This window comes from Paraburkholderia sp. J7, from assembly GCF_905220155.1.
GTDB lineage: Bacteria > Pseudomonadota > Gammaproteobacteria > Burkholderiales > Burkholderiaceae > Paraburkholderia.
On the sequence record NZ_CAJMYZ010000001.1, the window covers coordinates 223,433 to 244,138 of the forward strand.

Annotated in this window: 21 protein-coding genes and 1 tRNA gene; 3 read left to right on the forward strand and 19 right to left on the reverse strand. The window is 64.7% G+C overall.

The features are described 5' to 3' along the window. Positions 1-35: 35 nt before the first annotated feature. A complete protein-coding gene (locus U5A58_RS01015) occupies positions 36-749 on the reverse strand; it encodes a copper homeostasis protein CutC (RefSeq protein ID WP_321959973.1) in 714 nt (237 codons plus the stop codon). 48 nt (positions 750-797) lie between these two features. Continuing rightward, positions 798-2,063, reverse strand: coding sequence for an EAL domain-containing protein (locus tag U5A58_RS01020; protein WP_321907476.1), 1,266 nt, complete (start codon positions 2,061-2,063; stop codon positions 798-800). 542 nt (positions 2,064-2,605) lie between these two features. Here U5A58_RS01020 and U5A58_RS01025 point away from each other — a divergent pair. Then, the gene (locus U5A58_RS01025; protein WP_321959974.1) at positions 2,606-4,273 is read left to right on the forward strand and encodes a Na+/H+ antiporter; all 1,668 of its coding nucleotides are present in this window, start codon (positions 2,606-2,608) and stop codon (positions 4,271-4,273) included. Positions 4,274-4,355: 82 nt separating this feature from the next. Here U5A58_RS01025 and U5A58_RS01030 read toward each other — a convergent pair whose 3' ends face one another. From U5A58_RS01030 to U5A58_RS01055, 6 genes are all read right to left on the reverse strand, one after another. Further along, positions 4,356-5,660 carry a solute carrier family 23 protein gene (locus tag U5A58_RS01030; protein ID WP_321959975.1) on the reverse strand — a complete coding sequence of 435 codons (1,305 nt, stop codon included), beginning with the start codon at positions 5,658-5,660 and terminating at the stop codon, positions 4,356-4,358. A 395-nt stretch (positions 5,661-6,055) separates the two neighbouring features. After that, a complete protein-coding gene (locus tag U5A58_RS01035; RefSeq protein ID WP_321959976.1) occupies positions 6,056-6,679 on the reverse strand; it encodes a DUF2239 family protein in 624 nt (207 codons plus the stop codon). A 91-nt stretch (positions 6,680-6,770) separates the two neighbouring features. After that, positions 6,771-8,285: a sensor domain-containing diguanylate cyclase gene (locus tag U5A58_RS01040; RefSeq protein ID WP_321959977.1), complete on the reverse strand. Its 1,515-nt coding sequence runs from the start codon at positions 8,283-8,285 to the stop codon at positions 6,771-6,773. Between the two features lie 335 nt (positions 8,286-8,620). Then, positions 8,621-9,400 (reverse strand): putative DNA-binding domain-containing protein, encoded by a 780-nt coding sequence (locus tag U5A58_RS01045; protein ID WP_321959978.1) that lies wholly within the window; start codon positions 9,398-9,400, stop codon positions 8,621-8,623. Then, positions 9,397-10,245 carry a DUF692 domain-containing protein gene (locus tag U5A58_RS01050; RefSeq protein ID WP_321959979.1) on the reverse strand — a complete coding sequence of 283 codons (849 nt, stop codon included), beginning with the start codon at positions 10,243-10,245 and terminating at the stop codon, positions 9,397-9,399. Before U5A58_RS01050 ends, U5A58_RS01045 begins: the two co-directional genes overlap by 4 nt. A gap of 40 nt (positions 10,246-10,285) precedes the next feature. Next, positions 10,286-10,540 carry a DUF2282 domain-containing protein gene (locus U5A58_RS01055; protein ID WP_321907464.1) on the reverse strand — a complete coding sequence of 85 codons (255 nt, stop codon included), beginning with the start codon at positions 10,538-10,540 and terminating at the stop codon, positions 10,286-10,288. Positions 10,541-10,814: 274 nt separating this feature from the next. Between U5A58_RS01055 and U5A58_RS01060 the strand changes: the two genes are divergently transcribed. Further along, a complete protein-coding gene (locus U5A58_RS01060) occupies positions 10,815-11,123 on the forward strand; it encodes a DUF4148 domain-containing protein (protein ID WP_233879016.1) in 309 nt (102 codons plus the stop codon). 254 nt (positions 11,124-11,377) lie between these two features. Here the strand turns inward: U5A58_RS01060 and U5A58_RS01065 are convergent, their stop codons facing one another. After that, positions 11,378-11,671 carry a hypothetical protein gene (locus tag U5A58_RS01065; RefSeq protein ID WP_158756737.1) on the reverse strand — a complete coding sequence of 98 codons (294 nt, stop codon included), beginning with the start codon at positions 11,669-11,671 and terminating at the stop codon, positions 11,378-11,380. 149 nt (positions 11,672-11,820) lie between these two features. On the opposite strand from U5A58_RS01065, the gene U5A58_RS01070 reads away from it, so the two are divergent. After that, a complete protein-coding gene (locus U5A58_RS01070) occupies positions 11,821-12,267 on the forward strand; it encodes an SRPBCC family protein (RefSeq protein WP_158756736.1) in 447 nt (148 codons plus the stop codon). Between the two features lie 46 nt (positions 12,268-12,313). On the opposite strand, the gene ggt is transcribed toward U5A58_RS01070, so the two are convergent. The 10 genes from ggt to U5A58_RS01120 all read right to left on the reverse strand — a co-directional run bounded on the left by ggt (position 12,314) and on the right by U5A58_RS01120 (position 20,698). After that, positions 12,314-13,906, reverse strand: coding sequence for a gamma-glutamyltransferase (gene ggt, locus U5A58_RS01075; protein ID WP_321959980.1), 1,593 nt, complete (start codon positions 13,904-13,906; stop codon positions 12,314-12,316). Positions 13,907-13,976: 70 nt separating this feature from the next. Further along, a complete protein-coding gene (locus U5A58_RS01080) occupies positions 13,977-14,777 on the reverse strand; it encodes an amino acid ABC transporter ATP-binding protein (RefSeq protein WP_321907459.1) in 801 nt (266 codons plus the stop codon). Positions 14,778-14,790: 13 nt separating this feature from the next. Further along, complete coding sequence (locus U5A58_RS01085) at positions 14,791-15,558, reverse strand: amino acid ABC transporter permease (protein WP_321959981.1); 768 nt, start codon at positions 15,556-15,558, stop codon at positions 14,791-14,793. A gap of 15 nt (positions 15,559-15,573) precedes the next feature. Next, positions 15,574-16,392, reverse strand: coding sequence for an ABC transporter substrate-binding protein (locus tag U5A58_RS01090; RefSeq protein ID WP_321907453.1), 819 nt, complete (start codon positions 16,390-16,392; stop codon positions 15,574-15,576). A 62-nt stretch (positions 16,393-16,454) separates the two neighbouring features. Continuing rightward, positions 16,455-17,138, reverse strand: coding sequence for a GntR family transcriptional regulator (locus U5A58_RS01095; RefSeq protein ID WP_321959982.1), 684 nt, complete (start codon positions 17,136-17,138; stop codon positions 16,455-16,457). A 1,060-nt stretch (positions 17,139-18,198) separates the two neighbouring features. Continuing rightward, positions 18,199-18,274: transfer RNA gene (locus U5A58_RS01100), tRNA-Ala, on the reverse strand. A 67-nt stretch (positions 18,275-18,341) separates the two neighbouring features. Beyond that, positions 18,342-18,689 (reverse strand): c-type cytochrome, encoded by a 348-nt coding sequence (locus U5A58_RS01105; RefSeq protein ID WP_321959983.1) that lies wholly within the window; start codon positions 18,687-18,689, stop codon positions 18,342-18,344. After that, entirely contained in the window at positions 18,689-19,471 is a 783-nt protein-coding gene (locus tag U5A58_RS01110; protein ID WP_321959984.1) for a BON domain-containing protein, read from the reverse strand. The genes U5A58_RS01105 and U5A58_RS01110 overlap by 1 nt, the downstream gene beginning before the upstream one ends. Before the next feature lie 28 nt (positions 19,472-19,499). Then, on the reverse strand, positions 19,500-20,087 hold the full coding sequence (locus U5A58_RS01115) for a phosphoheptose isomerase (RefSeq protein ID WP_321959985.1): 588 nt from the start codon (positions 20,085-20,087) through the stop codon (positions 19,500-19,502). Between the two features lie 113 nt (positions 20,088-20,200). Then, a complete protein-coding gene (locus tag U5A58_RS01120; protein WP_321959986.1) occupies positions 20,201-20,698 on the reverse strand; it encodes a YraN family protein in 498 nt (165 codons plus the stop codon). Positions 20,699-20,706 lie beyond the last annotated feature (8 nt).

The window sequence follows — 20,706 nt, forward strand, 5'->3', positions numbered from 1 at the left end:
GCCGTTCAATCGAATGGCGCGCGTTTTTTTATGGGTCAGGCGTCGAGCAGCGTCCGCACGCGCCGCACCTTGTTTTCGTCGACAGGAGCGAGCCCCTTACCGTCAACGCGCACGCCGGAGCCGAAGTGAACCGCGCGCACCCGCGTCGCGCTCGCGAACTCCGCCACGCGATCGACCGTCAGTCCTGCGCCCGCGAGCACCGTGCAATGCGTGTGCGCCGCACGCTGCACGAGCGTTTCGATCTGCGCCTGCGCGTCGAGCACCGAAGGCTTGCCGCCCGAGGTCAGCACGTTCGTCACGGCTTCGAAACCGAGCAGCACGTCGAACGCTTCCTGCAGATCGCGCGCTTCGTCGAACGCGCGGTGAAACGTGAGCGGCATGCCATCGGCGGCGTCGATCGCGCGCTGCAAGCCGTCGCGATCCACTTCACGCGATGGCGTGAGCATGCCGATCACGACCGCATGCGCGCCCGCCCGCCTCGCGGCACGCACGTCGCGCAGCATCACCGCGTAATCGTTCGAATCGTAAATGAAGGAGCGGCTGTGCGGCCGCACGATCACGTTCACGGGAATCGTCACGGCCTCGACCACGGCTTCGATCATGCCGATGCTCGGCGTGAGGCCGCCCTCGCCTATCGCGGTAATGAGTTCGAGACGATCCGCGCCGCCGCGCGCGGCCGCTCGTGCGTCGGCGACCGTGGTCGCGATGACTTCCAGCACCACCCGTTCACGCTGTTGTGTGATTGGCATGTTTGCGCGCCATGTCGTGAAGAACACGACATGATCGCAGATGCACGCCTACTCGAACCAGTCGATGTCGCCGCACAGCACGCACAGGCGATCGCCCACCTGCACCGCCATCGACAGCGTCAGGCACGGCAGCGCCTCGTTGATCGACAGGTACGGTCCGGTCACGTGCACGCGCCCTGGCGTGATGAGCGCGCTGCGGAAGTATGGCCTGCGCAGCCAGCTCGCCCCTTGTGCGTCTTCCAGCGGCAAGAAGCGCGCGTCGCGCTCCGCGCGATCGACGCGCAGCACGACATTGCGGCCCGCCTGCCGGCCGTTCGAATCGAGCAGATAGCAGCGCGCCGCGTGATCGAGCGCGAGGAAATTCCAGCACACCTCTTCCATCGGCTCGCCGTCCGAAAGGCGTTCTGCCGCACGCTCGAATGCCCGCAGGTAAGGCGCGAGGCGACTGGTCTCGCCGCGCTCGCGCGTTTCGGTCTGCTGACGAAAGCGCTCCGTCGCTTCGGCGATCACGCCTTGCACCTGCGCGGCGTCGGTGAGCCCCGGCGCCGGCCGCGCGAAGAAAAAGCCCTGCACGAAGTCCGCGTTGCACGCGAGCGCGAGCTGCGCCTCGTGCTCCGTCTCCACTCCTTCGATCAGTACGAGCTTGCCCGCGTCGTGCAGCAGCGCCACGAGTGCGGGCAGTGTCGCGGCCATGTCGGCGCGATGCTGCGCGTGCATCAGCATGATGCGGTCGAGCTTGACGATGTCGGGGTTGAGCTGCCACACGCGGCCGATGTCGACGTTGCCCGCGCCGAAGTCGTCGAGCGCCACCAGAAAGCCGCGCTCGCGAAACGTCGCCACGGCCTGCGCGAGGGCCTCGAGGTCCGTCCCTTCATCTTCGAGCACCTCCAGCACCACGCGTCGCGGCGCGATGTTCAGCCGCCGCAGGTTGGCTAGCAGCGCCGCCGAGTGATACGCCTCGATCAGCGTGCCCGGATGCACGTTGAGAAAGAGCCACTCGCGCTCCGCGCCCAGCAGCGCGAAGTTCTCCAGATGCAGCCCCTGGGCGAGCCGGTCCACCAGCAGCGCGTCGCCCACGCGCGCGGCGTCGCCGAACACGTCGAGCGGCGAAACCGGGCGGTCGAGTGGATCGTGCGCGCGCAGCAGCCCTTCGTAGCCCACCGCACGCATGTGCGAAAGGCTGAACACCGGCTGGAACACGCTCGTGAGCGTGAGGTCGCCGTGGTGTGCGCTGTAGCGCTGCAGCCCCGAAGTGACGCTGAGATCGAAACCGTGAGGGGCCACGGCCGTTTTGTCCTGTTGCTCTGTGATCATGCCATCCTCTAGCGCGTAGGAAGGACGCTGCCGTCCGCACAACCTTTGCACGGTCTGCGCGTTCCTCCGTAGCCTGCTTTTCATTGCGTCACAGGAGGGATCAAGCAAGGTCCGTGCTCGCTCGCACTGCGATCTGGCACGCATCGCGAAATACGTTTTAGCCGGTCGCGTGCGCAGCGATTGGGCACGCCATGCACCGTACGAGGCATCGCGGGGTGCACCGATATCGTGCGCCTTTCCACGCGCCTTTGCTTCGGTAGTGACGCGCTCCAGCGGACAGATTGCCGCATTCCCGGCGCCTTGCCGCAGGCAAATGGTGCTGGATGTGTGCCTCGCCACGCACACATTCTGCGCGCTTCGCGGCGGCTTACAGACGCGTCAGGCTACACTCTCCCTCGACCGGCCCGCCCCTCTCTAATGCGCGCCAGAACGCAGTGCCGTACCGCGCGCGAAAACCACGGCTTTCCGTCTTCGGCGCTCCCCCGCATCGTCCCGTTTTTTGTCCCGTTTTTCGTCCCGTTTCGCCCCCGCTAAGTTTTTCGATGGACATCCTCTTCACCGTTCTCATTCTGCTGCTTGCTGTCGCCCTGTCCGGCGTCATCGCGCGCACCGTGCCCCTCAAGCTGCCATTGCCGCTCGTGCAGATCGGCATTGGCGCGCTGCTCACGTTTCCGCTCGTGAACCCGCACGTCACGTTCGACCCCGACATCTTCATGGCGCTGTTCATTCCGCCGCTGCTGTTCGCCGACGGCTGGCGCATGCCCAAGCGCGAGTTCTTCATGCAGCGCCGCGCGATTCTCATGCTCGCGCTCGGCCTCGTGCTGCTGACGGTCGTTGCCGTAGGCTATTTCGTGCACTGGCTCGTGCCGCAGATCTCGCTGCCCGTCGCCTTCGCGCTCGCCGCCGTGCTCTCGCCCACCGACGCCGTGGCGCTCGCGGGCATTGCCGGCAAGGACCGGATTCCCTCGCAGCTCATGCACATCCTCGAAGGCGAAGCGCTGATGAACGACGCCTCGGGCCTCGTCGCGCTCAAGTTCGCCGTGGTGGCCGCGCTCACCGGCTATTTTTCGCTGCGCGCGGCGGCGCTGAGCTTCGTGCTGATCGCGGCGGGCGGTCTCGCGCTGGGGGCGCTGATCGGCTGGCTCTTCAGCTTCGTTTCGGAGCGCTTTCTCAACGTGACCGAAGAAGGCGACCCCGCGCCCGGCGTCGTGCTGACCTTGCTGATTCCGTTTGCGGCGTATCTGTTCGCCGAGCACCTCGAAGTGTCCGGCGTGCTCGCGGCGGTATCCGCCGGCATGACGATGAACTACACGAGCGTCGCGCACAAAGGACCGGTGTCGACACGCGTGCGCGCAACGAGTACCTGGTCGATGATCGAGTTCGTCTTCAACGGCATGGTGTTCACGCTGCTCGGCCTGCAGTTCCCGGGCATTCTCGGCAAGGCACTGCTCGACGCGCACCACACGAGCAACGTGCAGATGCTGCGCCTCATCGGCTATATCGCCGCCGTGCTCGCGGCGCTCTACGCCATGCGCTTTGGCTGGGTGTGGCTGCTGCGCTGGGTGGCGAGCCGCGGCGCCGCGCGTCACGGCGTGGCGAACGCGGTGCCGGGCCTGCGCACGGTGGCGATCACCACGGTGGCGGGCGTGCGCGGCGCAGTCACGCTCGCGGGCGTGCTCTCGCTACCCGTGGCGCTCGCCAACGGCAGCCCGCTGCCAGGGCGCGACAGCGCCATTTTCATCGCGACGGGCGTGATCCTCGCTTCGCTGCTGGTGGCGATCGTCGGCCTGCCGCTCTTGCTGCGCGGCGTGCGGCGCGGCGCGCAGGGACCGCACGCGGCAGAGGAGCGCCAGGCGCGCATCCAGGCGGCGCAGGCGGGCATCCGCGCGGTGGACGCGGTGCACGAAAAGGTGAGCGAGGATCTCGACGAATCGCAGGCCACCTACGCCGCCGACACGACCGCGCGCGTGATGGACACTTACCGCCGGCGCCTCGCCTCGCTCGACGCCGACCGCGACCGCAGCGCGCACGCGCGCCGCTCGGACGCGCTGGAGCTGGAAATGCGCCTCGCGGGCATGCGCGCCGAACGCGCGACGCTGCTCAAGCTGCGCAACCAGATGCAGATCAACGACGAAACGCTGGCGAAGCTGATGCGCGAAGTCGATCTCTCGGAAACGGCGATGACCACGCGCGGACGCAACCGCAGCTAAGAAGCGCGAGCGCGGCGCGGATCGAAAGATTGGGAGTGGGAAAACGCGGCGCCGAGGACCGGCGCCGCATTAGCGGTGAAGCTTAGACCGCCGCTTCCTGCGCCGGCTTGCGGCGCAGCAGAGCGTAGAGAATGATCGCGCCGAACGTGGCGGTGCCGATGCCGCCGAGGCCAAAGCCGCCGAGCTTGAGCGAGAAGTCGCCCGCGCCGAGCACGAGCGTGACGGCGGCGACGATGAGGTTGCGGTTGTCCGAGAAGTCCACCTTGTTGACGACCCAGATGCGCGCGCCCGTCACGGCAATCAGACCGAACACGACGATCGAGACGCCGCCGAGCACCGGGCCCGGAATCGTCTGAATGACCGCGCCGAACTTCGGCGAGAAGCCGAGCACGAGCGCAATGACTGCGGCGATCACGAACACCAGCGTCGAGTAGATTTTCGTCACGGCCATCACGCCGATGTTTTCCGCGTAGGTCGTGACACCCGTGCCGCCCGCGAAGCCCGAAACGATCGTGGCGAGGCCGTCGCCGATAAACGCGCGGCCCACGTAGCGGTCGAGGTTGTAGCCCGTCATCGCGGAAACGGCCTTGATGTGGCCGAGGTTCTCCGCCACCAGAATCACGGCGATCGGCACGAGCAGCGCCATGGCGTGCGGGTCGAACACAGGCGCGGTGAACTTCGGCATGCCGAACCAGGCGGCGTTCGCGACGATCGAGAAGTCGATCGGCTTGCCGAGGCCCATGCCGTTCGTGATGATCGCGTAGATCACATAGGCGATCAGCAGGCCAACGAGAATCAGCAGGCGCTGCAGCATGCCGCGCGTGAACACGGCCACGCCGCCCACGCAGAGCACGGTGACGATCGCCATCCACGAGTCGAAGGTCGAACCGCTCACCCCCTTCACGGCGATGGGCGCGAGATTCAGCCCGATCACGCAGACGATCGCGCCAGTCACCACGGGCGGCATGAGCGTTTCGATCCACTTGGTGCCGACCGCCGAAACGAGCAGGCCGATCAGCGTATACACCACGCCGCACGCGATGATGCCGCCGAGCGCCACGGGAATGTTGGGATTGGCGCCCTGCCCGCCGTAGCCCGTCACGGCGATCACGAGGCCGATGAACGCGAAGCTCGAACCGAGATAGCTCGGCACGCGGCCACCCACCACCACGAAGAACAGCAGCGTGCCGACACCCGACATGAAAATGCACAGGTTCGGGTCGAAGCCCATGAGCAGCGGCGCGAGCACGGTCGAGCCGAACATGGCGACGACGTGCTGCACGCCCATGGCGAACATCTGCGGCCAGGCGAGGCGCTCATCGGGGGCGACGACACCGCGGGTGTCACCCGTCTGCGCGCGCCAGCGTGGGAAATAGGAGTCGGACATGGGTTCCTCTTGTCGGCGTGATTTGCGGTTTTGGTTCTGGTTTTGATTGTTGGCGCCTCGCAGCAACGGCCGCCCTTGATGCAGATCAGGCGGGAGTGTACGGAGCCGCAATCCGCGTGGCAAGCCGGATGTCAGGCGTCCGAAACCATGCCGGCGTTCGCCGATACGAGGTCTTAAGTGAATGCCGAATGGAGTTTCAGACTCCTCCTATATTCGGGGCAGGATACGAGACCTAGACTTTCGTTGCTGCGTGACCCCATGACAGTTCATGCAGAGGTTGTAGGTTGTAAGTTGTAAACTCTCCGACTTCTCCGCTCTCGCTCCCCCGCTTGAGCGGTTTTTTTTTGCCCGCTCAATCTGAGTCCCTCCTTGCCCCACATTGGCCGTTCGTGCGTTCAGGCGAATGCGGCTTGCGCCAACTCCCGCGCATAGTCGCGCACGTCCTCCGGCCAGGGTGCATTCGCCGCTTCGAAACGGCTTCGCTCGCCCGCGTAGAGCGCACGCAACGCCTCCTCATAATTCGGCAGATTGCCGGCCAGTGCGGTCATGAAGCGATGCGCGGCTTCCTGGGCCGCGCGCACGCGTTCGCGTGCCTCGCTCGCGTGGCGTGCCGAATCCACGAGTCGGCGCAACACTACGGAGGCGCCGCCGGGCTGCGCGCCGAGCCAGTCCCAATGACGCGGCAGCAGCGTCACCTCGCGAGCGACCACGCCAAGCTTCGGGCGGCCGCGGCCACGCGGGGCGTCTTCCTGCGCTTCTTCGTCTACAGCATTCAGCGCCGCTGCGGCCTGCTCGCTGCTTGCCTGCGCGACGAGTCGCGCCTCGATATCCTGTTCGGTGCCGCGCAGATCGAACTCCACCGGACGCGCGTCGCAGTCGTCGAAAACCAGCACCGCCGCGCCGTTTTCGTTGCCTTCACGCTCGAGTTCCGCCTTGACCGCCAGCGCCACCTGAAGCGGCGCGCCCCGCGCAACCAGACGCGTACCCGCAAATGCCGTGCAACCGTTCGCCACCACCATCGTTTTTCTCCTTCTTGATTTCCAATGATGGGCGAATATTACCCGGGTAAATTACGGTGCGCAATATCATCCGGGTAAAATTTGATCGCGGTCAGCCGGTGCGGCCTTCGAGATCCGCGCCGCGCGCGTCGTTGGTCGCTGCCGGCAGCCATGCCGCTACGCGGTTGCGGCCCGAACGCTTGGCCGTATAAAGCGCCGCGTCGGCGGCGTCGGTCAGCGCGCGCCAGTCTGCAAACCCGCTTTGCGTCGTGCACGCCACGCCCACGCTCACGGTCAGCACGCCGTTGGGGCTATCGGCGTGCGGCAGCGCCAGCGCCTCGATCGCGGCGCGCACCTTCTCGGCCAGCGCGAGCGCCTGGGCCTCGCCCGTTTCGGGCAGCAGCAGCACGAACTCCTCGCCGCCGTAGCGCGCAGCACAGTCCGCCGCACGGCGTGCGTGTGCGCCGAGCGCATGCGCGACGGCCGCGAGCGCGTCGTCGCCCGCCAGGTGGCCATAGCGGTCGTTGTAGCGCTTGAAGCGGTCCACATCGATCAGTACGAGCGCGAGCGGGCTGCCCGAGCGGCGTGCGCGCGCCCATTCGTGGTCCGCGCGGGTTTCGAAGGCGCGCCGGTTCGCGAGCGACGTGAGCGCATCGGTGCCCGCCTGCACGCGCAACTCCGCCTCCACCGCGCCACGCTGGCGCAACTGGCGCGTGAACATCAACGCGAGCGCGATCAGCGAAACGTCCAGCACTGCCGTGAGCGTGCCGATGATCCAGGCGCGCACGCGCCATTCGCGGTAGATGTCGTCCGCCGCGACGGCCACGCTGAACACGAGCGGATAGCCTTCCACGCGCCGCAGCGCGAACCAGCGCCGCACGCCGTCTATCGGGCCGAGCGAGAAAAAACCGGTAGCCTGCGACCGCTGGAAACGCTGGAAGAGTTCGGATTCCGCGATGCTTTTGCCGATCAGTTGCGGATCGTACGGGCGGCGCATGAGCAGCGTGCCGTCTGCGAGCGTGAGCGCCACCGTGCCGTTCGTGCCAATGTTCACGCCACCGAACAGGTGCCGGAAATAATCGAGCCGCATCGTGCCGACCACGACGCCCGCGAACGAGCCGTCGGGGTTCGAGAGACGGCGGCTCATGCCGATCGTCGCGTTGGCGGGACCGTCACGTGGAATGAACGGATGGCTCAGAAAGAGTCCCGCGTGCGGCGAGTCGCGCTGCGCGATGAAATAGTCGCGGTCGGCGATATTGAGCACGCGCGGCGGCACCGAACGCGAATCGAAGACCACATCGCCCGCCGCGTTGGTGACGAAGATCGCACCGAGATTCTTTGCCGTGGCCGAGCGGTCGAACAGCACGTTCTGGCGAATGTCGGCGGGCAGCGCGGCGAGACGCGGATCGTCAATGGCGTCGATGACGGCTTGCAGCGAAAGGTCGTAGACGTCGAAATTGCGCGCGGTGTCGCGCTCGAAAAGCAGTGCCATGTTGGAGGCGGACGCGCGGGCGCTCGCAAGCGCGTCGTGCCGCATTTGCGCCATGACCCACGCGGCGACCAGCGTCAGCACTGCGGCGAGCGCAATGCCGATGGCAAGCACGGCGTTCGGTCGGCGGATGATCATCTCGGGCCTTCGGGGGCTGGCCTTGCACGGGCGCCGGTTGCCAGGCGCTTGCCTGCGCCCGACCGCGGACGATGTCCGGCGCCGCGCGCGCCGGGGTGCAACCGAGTGTACAACGGCCGGCGGACGCATGCTGTGCGTATGCATTCATCCTCGCATGCCGCGTGGAGCGTTGCTATGCGGGCAAGTCCGATTGGGGGTGGTCGTTTGGGGCGGGGCTCGTTTTTTGTGCCCTATTCTCCTGAATAAAGTGCGTTTTCGAGAGGCGCATTGTCTTTGTTATTTTGGATTCCTCTGCTTTATGGCGAGACTCCGTATGAGCGAGTCATGCCGCGTGGTCAGTCGCCGCGCACACCGACGATTGCGCGCGCGTCTATCCACGCGCGCCATTGACCACCGAAGTCGAAAGCCGGGTCGATGTCAAATGCCTCGGCAAGCGCCTTGTCGAGCGTGGCGCCGTCTCGCAGTGCGACGAACGCTGCGTGCGCGGCGTGTGTGTGCACGAGCACTGTAGGCCGCCATTGCGGCCTGACCACGAGCGCCCACGAGGGCACGTCCACACGCTCAGGCCATACGCCGTCCGGCTGATGCGCTCGCCAGATCGCCACGGCCTCGAAGCGCAACGCGAGCGCAGCGCATGCCGGGTGCACAACGAGATGCGATTGCGCGAGACGCGCTGCGCCCAGCGCTTGCCATTGCTGCGCGTCGAGCGGCGCGGCGTTCGCTGCATAGTTGGCCGTATGCAACGCCCATTCGAGTCGCGCGACATCGCCGAAATACGCGTACCGCGCGTCGGTCTCGTATCGTTCGATGAAGTCAGGCAACTGCGCGCCGAAGCGGTTCAGGTCCGCATCGCGCGAAGGATACGCGCGCGCGTACGCTAGCGCGAGTGCTTCGAAGTAGGTCTCGCCAGTTAGGGCCGCGAGTACTGGATAGGCGTTCGCGAGCGCAAGTCGCCGCGCCGCGCGACCGTTGCCGCGATAAAGGCCCATGCGCTCGTGCAGCAGCGCTGCATCGGCGGGAAGCATCTCGTTGGCGAGCGCCGCATCGCCGTTGGGATCGTCCAACGCGGCGGCGAAGGTTTGCTGCATCGCTTCCAGTGTGTCGCGCGCGGTCACGAGCGCAACTCCGTCGCGCTATGCGCGTGCTTCGCGAACCGTTCGCGCGCGAGACGCGCCTCGTCGAGCAGCACCTCGAGCGGCGGCACCGCCGTGTCCCACTCGATGAGCGTGGGCGTCGCGCCAAATCGCTCGAGTGCGGTCTCATACAGAGACCAAACCGCCGGCGCGACGCGCGAGCCGTGATCGTCGATCACGGCGGCAGGCGTTGCGCGATGCCCCGCCAGATGAATCTCACCAACGATCTGCGGCGGCAGTGCGGCCATTGCCGCCAGTGCATCTTCACCGTGGTTGCATTGATTCACGTACAGATTGTTCACGTCGAGCAGGACGCAACAGCCCGTGTGCTGCGCGAGCGCCGCAAGGAATTCAGCCTCGCTGTAGGTATCGCCGCGAAATCGTACGTAGGTCGAAACATTTTCGATCAGTACAGCGCGGCCCAGCGCGTCTTGCATCTGCGAGACGCGCGCGCTCAAGTGGTCGAGCGTGGCTTGCGTGAGCGGCATTGGCAGCAGATCGTGCAGCGCGCCTTGTGCGCTCGCGCCCCAGCATAGATGCTCGGACACCACAGCGGGCTCGATGCGCGCCACCAACTGCGCAAGCCTCGCGAGATGCGCCGTATCGAGCGGCGCAGCCGAGCCAAGTCCGAGCCCCACGCCGTGCAGGCTCACCGGCAAATCGCGCCGTACGGTTTCGAGCACATGCAGGTCGTAGCCGCCATCACCGAAGTAGTTCTCGCTGTGGACCTCGACCCAGTCGACGGCAGGCGGCCCCGCCATGAAAGCGTCGTAATGCGCGTGACGCAGGCCGATGCCCACGCCACTCAATGCGCCTGGCGCGCTCACCTTGCGCGCTCTTTTTGGCGCGCCCGCTCAGCCGCGAGGCTCATTTTTCCGGCGTGCCGCCCAGCTTCGCGCACGTGCCCTTCGGCATGGTCTTGAAGTCGCCCTTGTCGTGATCGACCTTGGCTTGGCCCGCGCAATCGTGCACGCCGGTCTTGCTCGAACAATCATTCTGGCCGGCCTTGGCAACGCCGTAGCAATTCACGGTGTCGTCCGCGTGGGCCACGCCCGCACCGGCCGTCGCAAGACCCGCCAGCGCGGCGGCAATCAGTGCCTGGCGGCCGAGAGAGTTCTTCATTGCGTTTCTCCTTGAACTTCGAAATGGGTTTCGCAGCAAGCAATTGGGATACGCAGCCGTCGCAACGCGCGGCCTCGCGCGCCCTATTTTGCCTCACCACGCGGCGCCCGACCCGGCCGAAGCGCCGCGGGCTCACGGAATTATTGCAATTCAAGTAATTATGTTTGCTGGATTGCGGTGTTTTTCTTTGAAGTGCACTGCAATAAAGTCTCACCAACGATTCGAGCAACAAGATTGTTACGAACCGACCACATAATTTTCGGAGGTTGTTACCATGAAGAATCTGATTGCTGCTGCACTCGCCGCTACCGTCCTCGCCGCTCCGGCCCTGTCGTTCGCACAAGCCGAGCAAGCGCCCGTGACGCGCGCTCAAGTTCGCGCCGAACTGGTCCAGCTGGAAAAGGCCGGCTACCGTCCGAACCTGTCGAGCCCGTACTATCCGGAAGACCTGCAGGCTGCCGAGGCGCGCGTCGCCCAGCAGAACGGCGCAGCGCAAGCCACGGCTTACGGCGCATCGACGAACGGCAGCGTCCAGTCCGGCACCCGCGCACCGAACATCAAGCCGACCTACTTCGGCCAGTAATCGCGGCGCACGCGTGGTGCTAGTGCACGACGCGTAGCTTCGCTTGGCGGGCCCGCTCTCCCAATTGAGAGAGAGCGGGCCCGCCGTTCATTTCTGCGCCGCGCGTGCAACGCGCGCGCCACAAAGAGCGGCACGCCCACGAAAACCTCCGCCGCCGGAAATCCGGTGGCTTTGCCCGGACTGCGGTCCGGGCCTTTTTCCTCCTTCCCTCTCGCGCCGCATGCGGCCCGCTTTTCCAGCGCGGGCCGCCCGGCTCAAAAGCCGTGGGTCACGAGCGAGAGCACGGAAAGATCGGGGTGCGTGCCGTCGATGATGCTGCGGCCCACGTGCACCGCCTCTTCGGTGGCGTCCTGCTCGCTGCGCCAGGTTTCGTCGCCGTCCGCGTGATAGGTGACCGTGTGGCCCGGCTTCGCGGGATTCGCGCCGGGATGGCACACGTAGGCCGTGTAGGTGTAGCGGTTCGCGCCCTCTTCGGTTGGCGTGGCGCTGACGTGGATCTCGAAGCCTTCGTAGTCAACCTGATGCATCGCAAGCGGTTGAGCGCTCATGGTGACCTCCGGGTGCCGCGGGTGAGCGGCTGCGGGCTATCCGGCCGATGGGTGTGCGGCCGGGCGTTCGGTATTGGGAAGTTTAGGCGATGGGCCCCGGGCGGGTGGCCTACTATTGCAGGGCGATCCACCACCCTGGGAGCTTAGCCATGGCATCGAACACCGTCCGCCTGCACCGCGTGCTGCGCGCACCGCCCGAGCGCATCTATCGCGCGTTCCTCGACGCCAGCGCGGTCGTGAAATGGCTGCCGCCCAACGGCTTCACGTGCACCGTCCATGAACTCGACGCGAAAGTCGGCGGCCGTTACCGGATGTCGTTCAAGAATTTCACGGCCGGCCACGGTCATTCGTTCGGCGGCGAATATCTCGAACTCGTGCCGAACGAGCGATTGCGTTACACCGGCGTGTTCGAGGATGAGCACCTGACCGGCACCATGCAGACGACGGTGGAATTGCGCGCGGTGTTTTTCGGCGCGGAAATGACCGTCGTGCAGGAAGGCATACCGGAGATCATTCCGGTCGAAGCGTGCTATCTCGGCTGGCAGGAGTCGCTGGGGTTGCTTGCAAAGCTCGTTGAAGCCGAAATCAGCCAATAAGTAGAAAGGGGCTCGCGCCCCTTTCTTTTCTCGGCAGCGTGCTTGTTCAATATCCGAGCGCGCAGCCATCCTTGCGATGATCGGATGCGCCGGTCAACACGCCCCGCTCCCAGTCGATACGAATAGCCTGCGAGCCGCCAATCGGGCCGGCTGCCGGCACGAGCTTGAAGCCGCGATCGGCAAGCGCCGCACGCGTGTTGTCCGGCAATGTCGATTCGATTTCCACAGTCCCGGTCCCTGGGCGCGGGAAGACACGCGGCAGATCCATCGCGGCCTGCATGTCGAGGCCGTAATGCAGCACCTTCGAGAGGAAATGCGCGTGGCCCATCGCCTGATAGTGGCCGCCCATCACGCCGAAGCTCATCTGCACGCGGCCATCGCGCGCAACCATGCCCGGGATGATGGTGTGCAGCGGCCGCTTGTGCGGCGCGATGGCGTTGGGATGACCCGGCTCCACCGAGAAGCTCATGCCGCGGTTGTGCAGCATCACGCCGGATTCTTTGCCCATCAACCCGCTGCCGAATGGATAGAACAACGAATTGATGAAGCTCACGCAGTTGCGGTCGCGATCGACCACGGTGATGTAGACCGTGTCGCGGTGTTCGACCTGGGTGATCGCGGCGGCCGGGTCCAGCACGCTTTCGAGGTCGATGCGGCTGCGCAGTTTGTCGACGTACTCGTCGGACAACAGGCGATCGACATCGACGGCACCATGGCGCGGGTCGCCTAGCACGGCGTCGCGCACCGCGTACGCGAGCTTCGCCGCCTCGATCTCGCGATGCAGACGGTCGGCGTCGAGCGGGCTGCCTTCGGCGTCGTATTTGTCGAGCAGGCGGAGCAACAGCAGCGCGATGACACCCTGCCCCGCAGGCGGACATTCGATCACGTCATAGCCCTGGAATTTCGCGCGGATCGGCGTGACGTACTCGCCGTGGAATTGCGCGAAGTCTTCCAGCGTGTGCAAGCCGCCATGCGCCTGAAGTTGCGCAACGAGATCGGCAGCGACGGTGCCTCGGTAGAAAGCGTCGCGGCCCGTTTCGGCGATGGCGCGCAGCGTGTTTGCGAGGCGCGGCTGACGATGCGTCGAGCCGGCGCGCGGCGCGGCGCCATCCACGAGCATGGTCGTGCGCGCTACGGCGTCACGCGAGAGCGTCTCTACCTCTGCGGCCCAGTCGTGCGCGGTGCGCTGCGCGACGGCGTAGCCTTCTTCCGCGAAACGGATTGCCGGCGCGAGCACGTCGCGCAGCGGCAAGCGGCCATGGTCGCGATGGAGCGTGGTCCATGCGTCCACCGCGCCCGGGACCGTGACTGCATGCGGCGAATGGCGCGCAATCGTTTCTATGCCCATTGCGCGCAAGCGCTCTGCGCTTGCTGCTGCGGGGGCCCAGCCCGAGCCGTCATAGGCAATTACGTCATCCGTGCCGCCGCGCGAATAGAGCGCGAAGCAGTCGCCGCCCACACCAGTTGAGCCCGGTTCGACTACGCACTGCACCGCACACGCGGCAATTGCGGCGTCCATGGCGTTGCCGCCTGCAGCGAGAATCTGCACGGCCGCGAGCGTGGCGCTCGGATGCGAGGTTGCGGCCATACCATTGCGAGCCATGACGAGCGAGCGGCCCGGCGTTTCGAAGTTACGCATCGACGCGTTCTCCTCTTTGGTGTCCTGATGATGTTTTATTTCACGTGACGCTGCATCGCGGCTACGTCTTTTACGCGGACGCGGGCATTGCAGTGCGCAATGTGCGTTTCAAGAACGTCTGCGTGCGCGGATGCGAAGGCGCGGTGAAGATGCGCTCGGGCGGCCCCTCTTCGATCAGCTCGCCCTGGTCGAGCACGACCACGCGGTCGGCCACCTCGCGAGCAAAGCCCATTTCGTGCGTGACGACGACCATCGTCATGCCGTCTTCGGCAAGCTCTTTCATCACCTGTAGCACTTCGCCTACCGTTTCCGGATCGAGCGCACTGGTGGGCTCGTCGAAGAGCAGCACCTTCGGCTGCATGGCGAGCGCGCGAGCGATGGCGATACGCTGCTGCTGGCCGCCGGAAAGCTGCGACGGATAGTGGTCGGCGCGATCGGCAAGACCCACGCGCGCAATCAGCGCTTTTGCTTGCTTGACCGCTTCTTCGCGCGGCATCTTCAGCACGTGGATGGGCGCCTCGATCACGTTCTCCAGCGCCGTCATGTGCGGAAACAGATTGAAGCGCTGGAACACCATGCCGATGTCGCGACGCTGCCGTGCGAGCTGGCGCCCGGAATCGCGCACCAGCGTGCCGTTCGGTCGCTCGACAAAACCGAGCAGATGGCCGTTCACGCGCACCCGCCCGCTGTCGTACGACTCGAGCAGATTGAGGCAGCGAATGAACGTGGTCTTGCCCGACCCGGACGAGCCGATGAGCACCACCACTTCCCCCTTCGCAACGCTCAACGAAATGCCGTTGAGCACCTTGGTCGCGCCGAACGACTTGTGAATGTCCGACGCCTCGATGACGATTTCGCGTGCTTCGTTCATGTCAACGCTCATGTCAACGTCCTCGCAGCAGTTTCATCGTTTGCGCGCCAAAGAGACGCGTATTCGCAGCCGGCTTCGCCTCGCCGCGGCCGAAGTGCGATTCGAGCCGCCGCTGCACGAAGCCCCAGAGCGTGGTGAGCGCGAGGAAGTAAATGCCGAGCACGAGATACAGCTCGAACACGCGGAAGTTCACCGATGTGATCATCTGCGTGCTGAGCAGCAGTTCCGGCACGCCGATCACGCTCACGAGCGTGGTGTTTTTCAGCATGACGTTGAACTCGTTTCCGAGCGGCGGCACGATGATGCGGAACGCTTGCGGCAGCACGACGCGCCGCATGAGCAGCACCGAAGTCATGCCGAGCGAGCGCGACGCTTCGTACTGGCCTCTGTCCACCGAACTCAAGCCCGCGCGAATGATCTCCGCCTGATATGCCGCCGAATTCATGCCGAGCGCGAGCACGGCGGCCTGAATGTTGCCCGGCAGCGAGATGATGCCGAAGTCGAGATCGTGAAAGTGAAAGATGTTCGCCGCGGCAAATGCGGTGTACAGAAACACGATCTGCATGAGCAACGGCGTGCCGCGCATGACCCAGATATAGCCGCGCGCGAGATACTGCACCGGCAAGCTCGACGAAAGCCGCATGAGCGCGACGATGAGCCCGAGCGTGGCGCCGAACACGATCGCGCAAGCGCTGATCGAGAACGTGAGCCACAAACCGTGCAGATACGCCGGGCTCGGGTCTAGCAGGAATTTCCGGAAGATTTCCCAACTGAAATTCATGGCGTCACCCCGCGCTCACAGGCGATCGTTTTCGAGCTTCCAGGTGGCGAGCATCTTGCTGTAGCGATCGCTCTTCACGAGATCGGCCACGGCTTTCGCGACCGCCGGAGAAAGCGGCTCGCCCTTGCGCGCGCCAATGCCCGTTGCGATGCGATTGAAGCCCGGCACCGCCTCCTCGAACATGTCGCCCGAGACCTGCTGGAAGTGCGCGGCGCTTTCCGCCGTGGTGCCGTAGGCGTCGACCTGATTCAGACGGAAGGCCTGAAATGCATCGGCATCCGAACTATAGACAACGATGTTCATGGGCTGCTTGCCTGCGGCTTTGAGCTTCTCGTTTTCCTTGTCGAGCAGCGTGCTGATGGTCGTGCCGTTGAGCACCGCGACCTTCTTGCCGGAGAGGTCGTCGAGCGAGCGCACGTGGCGCGGGTTGCCGCGCGGCACCATGATCGACTGGCTCGAATACATGTAGTCGACGATGTCGATGATCTGGCGGCGCTCGGGCTTGTCGAAGAGCTGGCCGATCACGAGATCGCATTGCTTCGCTTGCAGCGCCGGAATCTGTCCGCTAAAGGACATGACCTTCCACTCGACCTTGAGATTGCCGAGCTGCTTCGCGATGTCTTGCGCCACGTCGACGGAGAAGCCGCGCGGCTGCTGGTTCTCGTCGTAGGACGCGAGCGGTGGCGCGTCCATGCTCGAACAGTAGGTGAGCGTGCCGCCTTTCACGAGGCCCAGATCGGCGGCGTGCGCTGCTGATGCTCCGGCCGCTTGTGCCAGAACCGCCAAGCCTGCGCAGGCGGCGAGACGAAGACGCTTGAACTGAATTGCTGACATCGAGAGGCTCCTGGCTGAAAGTGAGCTGCGTGAGATACGACGACAGTTAGGATGCCGACGCGTCATGCTCGTGACGCGGGCGATTCTAGAAACTTGATGATCTGGGGAACGGTTGATTCGAGGTGCTCGCGTAGCGCTTGCTCGGCTTGCGCTGGGTCGCGGGTGCGCAATGCGTCGATGAGGATCTGGTGGGCGTCGCGTGCGCGTTTGCGTCTGAAAGTGGCTTGCTCGATCCACAGGCGCATGGGGCCTTCTATCAGCGTGTAGAGCGAGTGGATTTGCTGGTAGAGGCGCGTGCGGCCGCTGATTTCACACAGGTATTCGTGGAACGCGCAGTGGCGTTGGACCCAGGTGTCTGTGTCGCCTACGCAGGCGTCCATGTCTTCTAGCAGGCGCTGGAGTTTGGTTAGGTGGGCTTCGGTGCAGCGCGGAGCGGCTACGCGCATGGCCAGGCATTCGAGCGCAATGCGCATGTCGAAAATGTCCCGGACTTCTTCTACTGTGAGGCCGCGGACGATTGCGCCTCGGTTCGGGCGCTGGATGATCAGGCCTTCTGTGTGGAGCCTTTTGAGCGCTGCGCGTACCGGCATGCGGCTCATTGAGAGTTCTTCTGCAACCGTTTCGGCAACGATGCGCTGCCCTGCTGCGTAGCGGCCTTCGATGATGGCCTCCAGCAGGAAGCGGTAGGCCTCTTCTTCGGCCGTTAAGGCTAGGCCGGTGGTGCTGCGGACGCTGGTGGCAGGCATTTTTGTGCGGTGCGGGAGGACGTCGCTTTCGGTTGCTGTTGTGAGGCAGCGTACTACGAGTGGATTTGTGGATCCAGTCTTTCAAAAAAGATTTGGGAGGGCGCTCGGCCTCTCAAATGCGAAGGTCTCTGGACACGCTGCTCGCAAATTCGAGCGATCAAAGGAAAGAAGGCTGCGATCCTTGGATTCGCAGCCTTCAACTTGCACGGGACGGTACCCTTTGCGAAAGGCGCCAAACACAGCTGATCGCAATAAGTCATTGGGAATGGCTCGCTCGAAGTCTGCGCACGGCGGCAATTCCCTCTCGTCGAAGAATCGGGGTGCCTCCGACCGGCAATCAGGGGTATCGCCAACTGCGCGCTCCCGACTTGTCTTAGCCATTCCGGCGATAACATCGAGCAACTCCTTAGTCGTTCGCCCTTTTGACACGCTCGGTCCAGCCATTAAACCCCGTTCGGACAGGTTGACGTTGTCTTCGTCGCCGACGCGTACCATCAAGCCTCTAGTGCCCATCGCGTTGAATCAACGCGTGCGGAGCTTCGCTACGGATTCGGCTTTGTTTGGACGCCCCCGGCGACGCTTCAAAGGTTGTGGCTGGATCGTTGCGCCGCGGACCTCAACGCCACCTACATGTCGCGCAATCCATTGCTCGACGTCTTCGACGCGCCAAAGAAGGCGTTTGGTGTTAGGCAGCCTGCAAATTGGAGGAAGGGATAGCGGATTGCGCGTCGCGTCGCTACGGATGCTCGCGGCGGACTTGTGCAGGTGTTCAGCTAACTGGTCGACTGTGAGTAACGCTTGCATGGACATTGGCACGTAAGGGCCGTGGCGCTTTCATGCACACGGCCGCAGTAGTTGGCAGATGTCTGCAAGGTTCGCAGGAGGGGGGGGCGAGGTAACGGTAGACTTCGGCGCGTCTTTTTACCACTCACCGGCATGAACGGCAGTGTGGGCGCGCTCTGCCACAAATTTCCCACACGCAGTGCGCGAAACATCGCGTCTGAAAGCAAAACAACGCACGACATCGCAAGATGTAGTGCGTTGTTTTTAAAGAAAATCTTGGTGGAGCGGAGGAGGATCGAACTCCCGACCTTCGCATTGCGAACGCGACGCTCTCCCAGCTGAGCTACCGCCCCAACGAACTACCGATTCTACCCACACAAAATCAGTTTTGCCAAGCGTCAAATTTGACCCCGCGCAAACCTACTTCGAAGGCGCCCCAGCGAGCACCCAGCTCACGACGGACTGAATATCGCCGGCGCTCATCCCAGGGTGAGACGGCATAGGAATAGCCCCCCAAACCCCGGCCCCACCGTCCCGCACCTTCTTCTCGAGCTTAGCCTGGGCCCCAGCATCGCCCTTGTACTTAGCAGCGACATCCTTAAACGAAGGCCCAACCAGCTTGCGATCCACCGCATGGCACCCCATGCAAGCATTAGCCTGAGCCACCTTCAACCCATCCGCCACAGCAGCAAACGCCGGCGAAGCCACTCCAAAACCCGCCCCAGCAACCACGACCGCGGCAACAAAACCACCAACAAACCGCCCCATCACATAGCCCCCGTATTCCCCGGCCGCGTAGCCGAAGAATTCGTCACCGGCGCGGGCGCCTGGTGCTCAATAGGCTGCGAGGTCACACCCGAATCCGGCACCGCTCCAACCGTCGGCGCATCGGCAGCAGGCGCCGCCGCCGGCGCACTGGCCGCAGCCGCCGTCGCCACTGCTGCCTGTTGCGGATCGATGTACTGATAGCACTTCACCACCTGCGTCACGCCCATCACCCCGGCGGTCGCGTTGGCAGCGATATTGCCTTCATCGGGCGTCACAAGCCCCATCAGATAAACCGTGCCGCGCTCGCTCACCACCTTGAAGTTGTTCGCGGAGATGTCCTTATAGGCAATCAGCTCCGCCTTCACGCGTCCTTCGAGGTACGAGTCGTTCGCGCGCGAGGAGAACGAGCTAGCCGGCTGCACCGCCAGTTCGTTGACGATCGAACCCACGTTCGTCACCGCTCGCACAATGCTCTCGGCCTTCTGCTTCGAGGCGTCGTCGGGCACTTCACCCGTGAGCAGCACGCGCTGGTTGAACACCGCCACGTTCACGTGCGCCGTATCGGGCAGTTGCTTGCCGAGGTCGGCCAGCGCCTTCACCTGGATCTCTCGGTCCTCGGTTTGCGAGCCTACCGTGCGGCGGTCGGTTGCCACCAGCGCCGTGCCGCCCGCCGCGCCCGCCAGCGCCAGGAAGCAGCCCTGCAGGCTTGCGCAGAGCGAGGCTGCGAAGCCGATCGTGAGCGTGGTCCGTGCCAGCGCGCGCGTCATGCCGTATCTGCTCATCAACTTCCCCTCTCTTCGTCTTACGGTGTCAGTCTTCGCCCAGCAGCATCGCGTCGATGCCATCGCACAGGCAATGAAGTATTAACTGGTGCACTTCCTGAATCCGCGCCGTCCGGTCGCTCGGCACGCACAGCTGAATGTCGGTATCGGCGAGCACGCTGTTCACGTCGCCGCCGCCCTTCCCGGTCAGCGCGATCACGACCATCTCGCGCTCGTGCGCTTCCTGAATGGCGGCCAGCACGTTCACCGAGTTGCCCGAGGTCGTGATGGCGAGCAGCACGTCGCCCGGCTGGCCAAGCGCGCGCACCTGCTTCGCGAATACCTGCTCGTACGCGTAGTCGTTGGCAACGGCGGTGAGCACCGAGGCGTCGGTGGTCAGCGCGAGCGCGGGCAGGCCCGGGCGTTCACGCTCGAAGCGGCCAATCAGTTCGGCGGCGAGTTGCTGGGCGTTGGCGGCGGAGCCGCCATTGCCGCATGCGAGGATCTTGTTGCTGTTCGCCAGCGCGGCGAACATCGTATCGACCGCGGCGGCAATTGGGACCGCCAGGGTTTCCATGGCCGCGAGCGTAATGGCTGCGCTATCGCGGAAGTGCTGTTGAATGCGTTCGACGGACATCGACTCTCTAATCTGTACTGCGGGTATCGCAAAATTTCCGCGTATTGCGGCGTGCCGCAAGTTTAGCGCACTCGAGGGCGTTCATTTTCACCCTTGTTTTTATTGCCCCAGTTTTAGCTCTCGTGGGCTTGCGCATGGAACGCGTCGCGCAGCCACACGAGCCGGCCGCTCTCGAACGCGATCACGTCGAAGCGGCACGCGGGCGGCGTCTGCACTTCACCACTTGCATCGGCAGGTCGCCACGTCGCGAGAAAGTAGCGCGCCGCGCGCAATACGCGCTGCTGTTTGCGCCACCCCACGCTTGCCGCCGCGCCGCCGAATTCCGGCCGCGCGCGTGCGCGGACTTCCACGAACACCAGCGTGCCGTCTCGCTCGCGCATCACGAGATCGAGTTCGCCACCTCGACAATTCACGTTGCGCGCGACAAGCTCCAACCCTTCGCGCCGCAAAAACGCTAGCGCATGCGCTTCGAAACGCGCACCTGTCGCGCGGCGTTTGGCATTCGACTGCGCTCGCGCACTAAAGTTGTCTGCGCGTACGCGTTCGTTCGCGCCGCTTCGCTCGGGTGCGTTCGCGCCCGCGTGGCACAATGTCGGCCTCTTTTCCTGCATTCGCGCGT